Annotated in this window: 8 protein-coding genes; 5 read left to right on the top strand and 3 right to left on the bottom strand. The window is 69.8% G+C overall.

All coding sequences use genetic code 11. The features are described 5' to 3' along the window. On the top strand, nt 1-807 hold an 807-nt coding region (locus JHD82_RS27850), incomplete at its 5' end, for an alpha/beta hydrolase (RefSeq protein ID WP_199140061.1). Between the two features lie 27 nt (nt 808-834). Here the strand turns inward: JHD82_RS27850 and JHD82_RS27845 are convergent. After that, nucleotides 835-2,274, bottom strand: coding sequence for an alpha/beta hydrolase (locus JHD82_RS27845; protein WP_199140059.1), 1,440 nt, complete (start codon nt 2,272-2,274; stop codon nt 835-837). Nucleotides 2,275-2,590: 316 nt separating this feature from the next. Between JHD82_RS27845 and JHD82_RS27840 the strand changes: the two genes are divergently transcribed. Next, nucleotides 2,591-4,261 carry an ankyrin repeat domain-containing protein gene (locus JHD82_RS27840; RefSeq protein ID WP_199140057.1) on the top strand — a complete coding sequence of 557 codons (1,671 nt, stop codon included), beginning with the start codon at nt 2,591-2,593 and terminating at the stop codon, nt 4,259-4,261. A gap of 6 nt (nt 4,262-4,267) precedes the next feature. Here JHD82_RS27840 and JHD82_RS27835 read toward each other — a convergent pair whose 3' ends face one another. Both JHD82_RS27835 and JHD82_RS27830 read right to left on the bottom strand, forming a co-directional pair. After that, nucleotides 4,268-5,518 (bottom strand): YeeE/YedE family protein, encoded by a 1,251-nt coding sequence (locus tag JHD82_RS27835; protein WP_199140055.1) that lies wholly within the window; start codon nt 5,516-5,518, stop codon nt 4,268-4,270. 174 nt (nt 5,519-5,692) lie between these two features. Further along, complete coding sequence (locus JHD82_RS27830) at nt 5,693-6,658, bottom strand: sulfurtransferase (RefSeq protein ID WP_099753072.1); 966 nt, start codon at nt 6,656-6,658, stop codon at nt 5,693-5,695. Nucleotides 6,659-6,862: 204 nt separating this feature from the next. Here JHD82_RS27830 and JHD82_RS27825 point away from each other — a divergent pair, with 204 nt between their 5' ends. The 3 genes from JHD82_RS27825 to JHD82_RS27815 all read left to right on the top strand — a co-directional run. Then, nucleotides 6,863-8,059, top strand: coding sequence for a multidrug effflux MFS transporter (locus tag JHD82_RS27825; RefSeq protein ID WP_199140053.1), 1,197 nt, complete (start codon nt 6,863-6,865; stop codon nt 8,057-8,059). Between the two features lie 29 nt (nt 8,060-8,088). Continuing rightward, nucleotides 8,089-9,078 (top strand): tRNA (adenosine(37)-N6)-dimethylallyltransferase MiaA, encoded by a 990-nt coding sequence (miaA, locus tag JHD82_RS27820; RefSeq protein ID WP_199140051.1) that lies wholly within the window; start codon nt 8,089-8,091, stop codon nt 9,076-9,078. Between the two features lie 16 nt (nt 9,079-9,094). Continuing rightward, on the top strand, nt 9,095-9,523 hold a 429-nt coding region (locus JHD82_RS27815), incomplete at its 3' end, for an ATP-binding cassette domain-containing protein (protein ID WP_199140049.1).

Here is a 9,523-nt window from a genome sequence, read left to right as displayed (position 1 = left end):
GACACCAAGCAGCGCGAATGGATCTTCCAGCCCAGCGACCGCAGCTGGCCCGGCGCCAACACGGCGGGCATGGAAGATGTCTGGATCGACATGCCAGCGCAGGACGGCGCCCGCCTGCATGCGCTGTGGCTACCCCAGCCCGCCACGGCCGGCAACGCCCCCGTGCTGCTGTACCTGCATGGCGCGCGCTGGAACGTTGCCGGCTCCTCGCCGCGCATCCGGCGGCTGCACGAACTGGGCTTTTCGGTGCTGGCCATCGACTACCGGGGCTTTGGCAAGAGCAGCGCCGGCCTGCCGTCCGAGGAATCGGCCGCCGAGGATGCCCGCGCCGGCTGGGACTGGCTGGGCCGGCACGCTCCGGGTCGGCCGCGCTTCATCTTCGGCCATTCGCTGGGCGGCGCCATCGCCATCGACCTGGCGCGCAGCGTCCAGGATGAGGCCGGCGTCATGGTCGAGGCGACCTTCACCAGCATTCCCGACGTGGTCCGCAGCTTCCGCTGGGGCTGGCTGCCCGTGGGGCCGCTGATCACGCAGCGCTTTGCCTCCATCGACAAGGTAGCCGGCATAGGCTCGCCGCTGCTGGTTGTGCACGGCAGCGCCGATCCGCTGATCCCCGCCACGCTGGGCCGCCAGCTGTTCGACGCTGCCAGCGAGCCCAAGCGCTTCGTCCTCATCGAAGGCGGCAACCACCACAACACCCAGTCGCGCGCCATGGAGCAATACCGGCAGGCGCTGGACGAGCTGTTCGGGCTGCGCCTGCTCGCACAGGCGCCCACAGCGCCCACAGCGCCAGCAAGCCCGCGCTGAGCGGCGCAGCCTGCGCCGCCTTCCACGCTACGGGCAACTTGCCGCGTTCTGCGAGATCACGGCGCGCAACTGCCGCGTGGTGGTGCTGTCATCCGGGCCCAGCGTGTTGCGCGTGTAGCGGCAGCCATAGGTGGGCGCGGCCACCGTGGCGGCCGTCTGCACATCGTCACCGCCCGGCTTGGCACCGCCCTGCTCCCACTGCACCATGGCATCGAAGGCTTCCACCTGTTCGGCCACGGTGAAGTCGCAGTGCGATGCGCCGCGGATGGCGCGCTGCACCAGCCACTGGCTCCGGCCCTTGTCGGCCACGCGGCGCTGGTAGATCTGCTCCATGCTGAAGGGCACATACAGATCGCCCAGCGTATGCAGGGTCACCACGGGAATGTTGATATCGCCGGAAGTCACGGGAATCCAGCGCAGGCCGTCGCGGCGCGGCCGGTTGGCATCGGGAGCGGCCGTGCGCTTTTGCGCGGTGGCATTGAGCGCGGCCGAGGCCGCGGCATCCCCGTCGATGCGGTAGGTGAAGCGGTTGGTATCGGCTACGTTGCGGTTCAGGATTCCATTGACCGAGCCGTCGCTGCCGAACACGCCCCAGACCGGCGCGAACGAGCCGCCCACGGCCACGCCCAGATCGAACAGCGGGCGCGGGCCACCCGTGAGGTTCTGGATGACCGACAGATAGGCGCGCCCCGTTGCGGTGGGAGCCGACGGAAAGGTGGTGAACAGGGCCGAGGTCACCTGGCCCTGGATGGCGGCCCACTCGGTGACAGGGCGCTGGGCCACGCCGGCCATGGCCTGCGCGGTGACCTGGGCCGCGGCGAAGTAGTCGAACAGTTCGGTATCTCCCGTCACGCCGCACATGGGCACGGCACCCTGGTAGCGCACCTTGTTCCTCGCGGTGGCCTGGGCCTCGGCCTCGATGGCCGCCGCCGTGACATGGCCGCCCATGGAATGGCCGGTGATGTACAGGCGCTGCGGCTGCGCCAGCGGCCGGCCGTGGGATGCGGCCAGGCGGTTGAAGGCCAGCGCCAGCGCATTCGTGTCCTCCACGCCGGCGCGCACGTCGTAGTAGTTCTTGCTGTAGCTGGACGCCGCCCAGGCATAGCCGTTCTGGATCAGGTACCGGCGTATGGACGGATTGGTGACGTTGAGCGCACTGCCCTCGCCCGCATAGCCGTGGGCATACATCACCAGGCGGCCATTCCAGTTGGCCGGCACCTCGATGCGGTAGGCCGCTCCTTCCAGCACACCGGCCCAGCGGCTGGTGCTGGCGTTGTCGACCACATCGCCCGAAGCGGCGGCCAGCGCATCGAAGCTGGTGGCCGAAGGATTGGCCGGCGCAAAGCTGCGGCTGTCCTGTGCCCGCGTCTCCTCGGGCGCATCACCGTCCCCCCCGCCGCAGGCCGCAAGGCCCGTGGCCGCCAGCAGACCGAGATACTTCCAACGATTCCAACGCAGGGCTCGCATAAGACTGTCTCCTTGGGATGAAGGTTTGGAGGGGAACGCGCGCAAAAAAAATCAGGTTCAAGCGGGATTGCCGACGCAGCCTATGCCAGACGGCCGGGCGGGCATGCCGGTAGGAACCCGCAAGCACGGCCCCCGGGCTGTCACCCAAATGACTCCTGCCTTGCGCTAACATCCGCGCCTGCGGTGCAGGCCGCACCCGGACCCGCGGGAAGGGTTGAACCCACCTGTATGCGCCCCTGCGGCGCGTTCTTTCTTGCCACATGCCTTTGTGCTGCCAGATTGCGGGTCGTTGGCCTTCGTGCACGGAGGTATTCCTGTGAAACGCATCCCCGCCCGGCCCGACATGGGCCATCTCAAGAAACAGGCCAAGCAACTGCTGGCCGCCTATCGCGCAGGCTCGGCCCAGGCCATGGAGTCCCTGCGCTCCCACCTGCCAGCGGCCAAAGGCCTCGCCGATGAAGCACTGGCCGCCATGGAGCTGCGGCTGCACGACGCCCAGTCCTGCGTGGCGCGCGAGCACGGTTTCGCTTCATGGAGCGAGCTGTCAGGCTACGTCGAGGCATGCCAGCGCCTGGCGGCGGACCCCGAGAAATCCCGGCTGCACTGGCTGGCCCTGGTCTATGCCGGCGATGTGGCGGGCGGCACGCACCGCGCGCAGCCCGCGCTGGCCCGGCGCCTGCTGGACGAGCGGCCGGAACTGGCGGGCAGTGATGGCAGTGATCCCTGGGTAGCCTGCGCCACCGGCAATCTGGCCGTGCTGCGCGAGGCCGGGCGCAACGACCCCGGCTGGCTGCGCCGTGCAGGCGGGCCGTTGGCGCTGCCGCCGCTGATGGCCGTCACCCATTCCTGCCTGCTGCGCCTGCCCGAATTCACCGAGCACCTGCACGCATGCGCGCGCTGGCTGCTGGACGCGGGCGCCGACCCGCTGCAGACCATAGGCAACCGCTGGCCACCCGCCTCGCTGCAGGCCCCCTCCGATACCGAGCGGCTGTCGGCCCTCTATGGCGCAGCAGGCCAGAACCATGATGCGCAACTGACGCAGATGCTGCTACAGGCCGGCGCCGACCCCAACGACGGCGAATCGCTCTACCACTCTCTGGAAGGCACGCCCGCCAGCCGCGAATGCACGCGGCTGCTGCTGCAAGCCGGCGCACGCGTGGACGGCAGCAATGCCCTGTTCCGCGTGCTGGACCTGGACGATGTGCAGGCCCTGCGCCTGCTGCTGGACCACGGCGCCGATCCGAACGAGGACAACGGCCAGGGCGAATGGGGCCGCCCGCTGCTGTGGGCCATCCGCCGGCGCCGCTCGCCCGCCCATGTGCAGGCGCTGCTGGATGCCGGCGCCGATCCGTCGGTCCGCACGCCGCAGGGCCTGAGTGCCGCTGCACTGGCGCGGCGCTTTGGCCTGGCCGACGTGGCCGCCCTGCTGGAACAGGCGGCGGGCAGCGAGCCCACCACGCCGCAGGAGCAACTCCTGGCCGCCTGCGCCGTGGGCGACGCAGCACAGGCCCGCCGTCTTGCCGCAGCCCACCCCGGGCTGCTCCAGGGCCTGGCACCCGAACAACTGCGCATGCTGCCCGAACTGGCGGCCCTGGGCTGCATGGACGCCGTGCGCTGCATGATGGAACTGGGCTGGCCCATCGCCGCGCGCGGCGGCGACTGGGATGCATCCGCACTGAACCAGGCCGTGTTCCGTGGCGATGCCGCCATGGCGCGCTTCCTGCTGGAGCACGGCGCACAGTGGACCGAACGCCACGCCTATGGCGACAACTGCGCAGGCACCCTGTGCTGGGCATCGCTGAACCGGCCCGAATCCACGGAACCCGGCGGCGGCGACTGGCTGGGCTGCGCCCAGGCCCTCATCGACCACGGCATGCCCCTGGCCAGGCCCGACCCCGAGGCGCCCGGCTGCGTGCTCATCGACGGAAGCCGGCAGCGGTATCCGGAGGAGATCGCGGATCTGCTGCTGGGTGTGGCTGCCGGCTGAAGGCCCTCAGTCCCGGCTGGCCTGCCAGCGCCGCAGCACGAAACCCGCCCACAGCGCCGTGAACACGGCCGCGCCAAAGACCCAGCCCGACAGCGCGCCCGCCATGCTGCCCGACAGCAGCGTGCCAATGGTGCAGCCCAGCCCTGTCATGGCGCCCCAGCCCAGCAAGGCGCCACCGGCCAGGCCGCGAGCCGCATCGCGCCAGGTGGGGCGGCGCGGCGTCCACTGGCGGCTGGCCACGGCAGCGCCCCAGGCGCCGGCCACCAGGCCCAGCAGCAGCACGGCATGGGGCGTGAGCAGGCTGTTGAGTACGGCCGTGGCGCATCCGCCCAGGGTGTCGAGGCCGTGCAGGCGCTCGGGCACCCAGCCGCCGGCCTGGGCCCAGCCGCGCACGGTGCTGCCCAGCGTGGTGGTCACGCCCAGCGGCCGCATGCGCACGATGGCGGCGGCCGCGATCAGGCCCACGGCCAGGCCGCCCAGCGCGGCGTTCCAGCGGCCTTGCCACAGTGACAGCCACAGCTGGCGCAGGCCCGGTGGCTGCGCCGGTTCTGCCGCAGGCCGGGGCTGTGCACGGCCCGAGCGCCCATGAATGCGCCAGACCCAGGCCGCCAGCAGGCCCAGCACGGCCAGTTGCAGCGCCAGCGCGCCGCCATAGCCCAGATGGGCCGGCAGCCAGATGACGGGCGCATCGGCAATGGCCAGGCTGTACAGCGGGTTCCAGCTGCGAAACCCCAGCACGAAGCCCAGGCCCGTGCCGACCAGGGCAAACGGCGCCACGGGCGAGCCCTCGCCCAGCCGGTACCAGTGGGCGCTGATGCACGAGCCCGAGACCGACATGCCCGCGCCAAAGGCCAGGCCCGCCAGCACCAGCACCCAGCTCACGGGACCTACGTGCATGTCGGGCAGCAACTGGCCCGGCTGGGGCACGGCCACCCAGCTGCCCAGCACCACGGTCATGCCCGCCGATCCCACGGCCAGCGCCAGCAGGATGGAGAGCACGCCGCGCGGGTCGCCGAACTCGAACCAGTCGCGCGCATGGCAGTAAAAGCAAAAGCGCGAGCGCTGCAGCACCAGCCCCAGCAGCAGGCCCAGCGCCAGCGCAAAGACCAGGGTGCGCCCGCCGCCTTGCAGCTGCAGCTGCGCCGCCACAGGCCAGGCTGCGGCCAGCACGGCAGCCAATGGCAGCCATCTGGTCCAGTCCCTTGCCCTGTGCCTGCCATTCACGTTCTGCGTGTGCTCACCGATCACGCTTGTCATTCCTGCCCCCTTTGTTGCCATCCACGCATAAAAAAAGGGGCCCGCAGTCTGCGGGCCCCAAAGGAGCCGAGCTTTTGCCAAAGCCACTCGTCACCACCCCTGATCCGTCGAACCAAGAGCACCGACACCCCTCGCCCGGCCCCCGCCTTCAAGACAGGTTGATCGACTGCAGGATCATTTCGCGGCCCAGACCGTGCCGGCCGGGTTGTTGATGGGCACACCCACGGAGTTGCCGTATTCGGTCCACGAGCCGTCGTAGTTGCGCACCTGGTAGCCCAGGATCTTGGACAGCGCAAACCAGGTGTGGCTGGAGCGCTCGCCGATGCGGCAGTAGGTGATGACGGGCTTGCTGCCGTCGATGCCCACGCCCGCATAGAGCTTCTTGAGTTCTTCGGCGGACTTGAAGCTGCCGTCCTCGCGCACGGCCTGCCCCCAGGGCACGTTGACGGCGCCGGGGATGTGGCCTGCGCGAATGGCCAGCTCCGGCACGCCGGCCGGGGCGAAGACCTTGCCCTGGTATTCGTCGGCCGAGCGGATGTCGACGAGCCTGGCGTCGCTGCGTCCCTCGGCCGAGGCCAGCGCATCGGTCAGGCGCGCGCGCAGCGCTGTGTTGACCTTGCCCACGCGGTAGGTGGTGGCCGCATATTCCGGGGCGCGGTTGTTGAGGGGGCGGTTCTCGGCCTCCCACTTCTTGCGGCCGCCGTCCAGCAGCTTGACGTTCTGCACACCATAGATGTCGAAGACCCAGGCCCCCCAGGCCGCGAACCAGTTGTTGGTATCGCCGTACAGAACGACCGTGGTGCCGTCCTTCACGCCGGCCTGGGACAGCAGTTTCTCGAACTGCTCCTTGCCTACGATGTCGCGGCGCACCTTGTCATTGAGGTCGTTGTGCCAAGAGAAGTTGACGGCGCCCGGCACATGGGAGCGCTCGTACAGGCCGGGGTTGACGCTGACCTCGACGATGCGCACATCGGCGCGGTTGAGGTTGGCCGCCAGCCATTCGGTGCTGACCAGCGGGCCTTCGGGCACAGGCGCATTGGCATGGGCCGCCCCACCGACCAGGGCCACGCCCCACAGCAGGGTGCACGCCCCCTGGCGCAGCGCGGCGGGAAGGGAGGAGAAAGCGGTCAGCGTTGCCATTGCGGTCCTTTGTTCACAGTTGCGTTGATCGGGTTGATTCCTCTGCAATGCAATGTAGGCAGGGCCCGGCCGGTTCCCAACTGCGCAATCCGCAGATGGATATGCACCGCCCGAACATGGACAGCGGCACCCCTTGTTCTCTGCTACCCTCGGTCGCCTATGTCAGCGCCCCTGTCTCCCGCCGCCGCGCAAGCGCAGCCGGCCATGTCCCCCGTCCTGGTCGTCGTCCTGCTCGGCCTGCTGCTGGGACTGCAGCCGCTGGCCACCGACCTGTACCTGCCGGCCCTGCCGTCGATACAGGCAGCCTTCTCCACCCAGGTATCCCAGGTGCAGCTCACGCTGACGGCGTTCCTGCTGGCCTTCGGCTGCTCGCAGCTGGCCTGGGGGCCGCTGTCCGACCGCTTCGGGCGCCGGCCCATCCTGCTGGCGGGCATGTCCATCTACGTGCTGGCCGCGCTGGGCAGCGCCAGTGCCGAGACCATGGAGTCGCTGATCGCCTGGCGCGCGCTGCAGGGGGCATCGCTGGGCGCCGGCGTGATGTGCGCGCGCGCCATGGTGCGCGACCTGTTCGCGCCGCACCTGGGCGCCCAGGTCATGTCCAAGGCGCTGACCGGGTTGGGCGTGATCGCCTTCCTGAGCCCCGTCAGCGGCAGCCTGCTGGTGGATTCGCTGGGCTGGCGCTCGACCATGCTAGCCCAGGCGGTGATGGGTGCGCTGGCCCTGCTGCTGGTGGCCCTGCGCTTCACGGAGACACTGGCCCGCACCAATCCCACGGCGCTGCAGCCGCTGGCCCTGGCGCGCAACTGGATCACCATCTTGCGCCACCCGGGATTCCAGTCCTACCAGTTGCTGACCTGCTGCACCTATGCGGCCCTGTTCACCAACCTGGCCGCATCTTCCTTCACCTATATCCATGTGCTGGGCGTAAGCCGCACGGGCTACGGCCTGCTGATGGGCAGCAATGCGCTGTGCTACATCGCGGGCACCTTCCTGTGCCGCTGGCTGCTGCAGCGCATGGATGTGCGGCGCGCCGTGCAGATTGCCGGGCTGGCCAGCCTGCTGTCGGCCACGGCCATCGGCATTGCGGCGCTGGCCGATGCGCGCAGCCTCTGGGCCTATGCCCTGCCCTTCTATATCTTCCAGATCGCCCATGGCGTGCACATGCCCTGCGGCCAGAGCAATGCCATCGCGCCCTTCCCGCAGTCGGCGGGCACGGCCTCGGCGCTGAACGGCTTCACCATGATGCTCATCGCCTTTGCCATGGGACACTGGCTGGGCCTGCACCTGGACGGCCAGTCCACCCGGCCCATGGCCTTCGGCATCTGGTTCTGGGGCGTGTGCACGGCCCTGGTCGCCTGGGGGCTGGTGCGCCGCCATGGCCGGGTCAATGGCCACCGCTGATTCCACTTTCCTGCGTTCCCGTTTCTCGAATGTCCACCGCTTCCCCGCTCCCCTGCCTGGCCATCGCCGGCCCCACCGCTTCCGGCAAGACCGCTGCCGCCCTGGCCCTGGCCAGGCTGCTGGCCGAACGCGGCCAGGCCGCAGAAATCATCAGCGTGGACTCGGCCCTGGTCTATCGCGGCATGGACATCGGCACGGCCAAGCCCACGCCCGAAGAACTGGCTGCCTGCCCCCATCACCTGATCGATATCCGCGACCCGCTGCAGGCCTACAGCGCGGCCGAGTTCGTGCAGGACACGCAGCGCCTGGTGGCCGAGATCCGCGCGCGCGGCGCCCTGCCGCTGCTGGTGGGCGGCACCATGCTGTATTTCAAGGCCCTGCAGGATGGCATTGACGACATGCCGGCCGCCGACCCCGCCGTGCGCGAGCGGCTGGACGCCCAGGCCGCGCAGATCGGCTGGCCCGCCATGCATGCGCTGCTGGCCCAGGTCGATCCCGCCACGGCCGCACGCCTGGCGCCGGCCGACAGCCAGCGCATACAGCGCGCGCTGGAGGTCTGGCACGTGTCGGGCAAGCCGCTGTCCAGCTTTCATACGCGCAGTGGCAAGAATGCCGAACAGGGCCTGGTCAGCCCCGGCGGCTTCTTCTCGCTGGAGCCGCAGGACCGCGCCTGGCTGCATGCGCGCATCGCCCAGCGGTTCGACGCCATGCTGGACGCCGGCTTCATCGACGAGGTGCAGCAGCTGCGCGCGCGCGGCGACCTGCACCTGGACCTGCCCTCCATCCGCTGCGTAGGCTACCGCCAGGCCTGGGAATCGCTGGACGGCCTGTACTCCATGAACTCGCTGCGCGAACGCGGCATTGCCGCCACGCGCCAGCTGGCCAAGCGCCAGATCACCTGGCTGCGCAGCATGCCCGCCCGCCATGCCATTGCCTGCGATGCGCCCGATGCCCAGCAGCAACTGCTGCAGGCAGCAATGGCCGTGGTGGCTGCGGCAAACCAGGCCCGCAACGGCTGAACAGGAAACCGCCTTCATGACTGCCGCGCCCCGGGACAACACGCCACTGACTCAGCCGCCGCTGCTTCAGGTCCAGGGCCTGGCGCGGCGCTACCGCAACGACGGCGGCACGGAAACCGCCGTCTTCGAGAACGTGGACTGCAGCGTGGCGCGCGGCGAGTTCGTGGCCATCGTGGGTGACTCGGGCGTGGGCAAGTCCACCTTTCTCAACTGCCTGGCCGGGCTCGATGAATGGCAGCAGGGCCGCGTGCTGCACGAAGGCCAGGACCTGTCGGCCCTGGATGAAACCGGCCGAGCGCTGTGGCGGCGCAGCCATGTCGGCTTCGTGTTCCAGGCCTTCCATGTGCTGCCGCACCTGGATGTCTGGCACAACGTGGCCCTGCCGCTGATGCTGCTGCAGCGGCTGGATGCGGCGGGCCGCCAGCGCGTGCAGCAACTGCTGCAG

Origin of the sequence: Delftia sp. ASV31 (assembly GCF_016428765.1) — a bacterium.
GTDB lineage: Bacteria > Pseudomonadota > Gammaproteobacteria > Burkholderiales > Burkholderiaceae_C > Comamonas > Comamonas acidovorans.
The sequence above is the reverse complement of the archived record's forward strand: the minus strand, read 5'-3'. Positions and strand labels throughout refer to the sequence as shown.

Bases quoted from the DNA above. Each gene is read 5' to 3' on its own strand.
- JHD82_RS27845 (WP_199140059.1), bottom strand. From the start codon at position 2,274: ATGCGAGCCCTGCGTTGGAATCGTTGGAAGTATCTCGGTCTGCTGGCG.
- JHD82_RS27835 (WP_199140055.1), bottom strand. From the start codon at position 5,518: ATGACAAGCGTGATCGGTGAGCACACGCAGAACGTGAATGGCAGGCAC.
- JHD82_RS27830 (WP_099753072.1), bottom strand. From the start codon at position 6,658: ATGGCAACGCTGACCGCTTTCTCCTCCCTTCCCGCCGCGCTGCGCCAG.
- JHD82_RS27825 (WP_199140053.1), top strand. From the start codon at position 6,863: ATGTCCCCCGTCCTGGTCGTCGTCCTGCTCGGCCTGCTGCTGGGACTG.
- miaA (WP_199140051.1), top strand. From the start codon at position 8,089: ATGTCCACCGCTTCCCCGCTCCCCTGCCTGGCCATCGCCGGCCCCACC.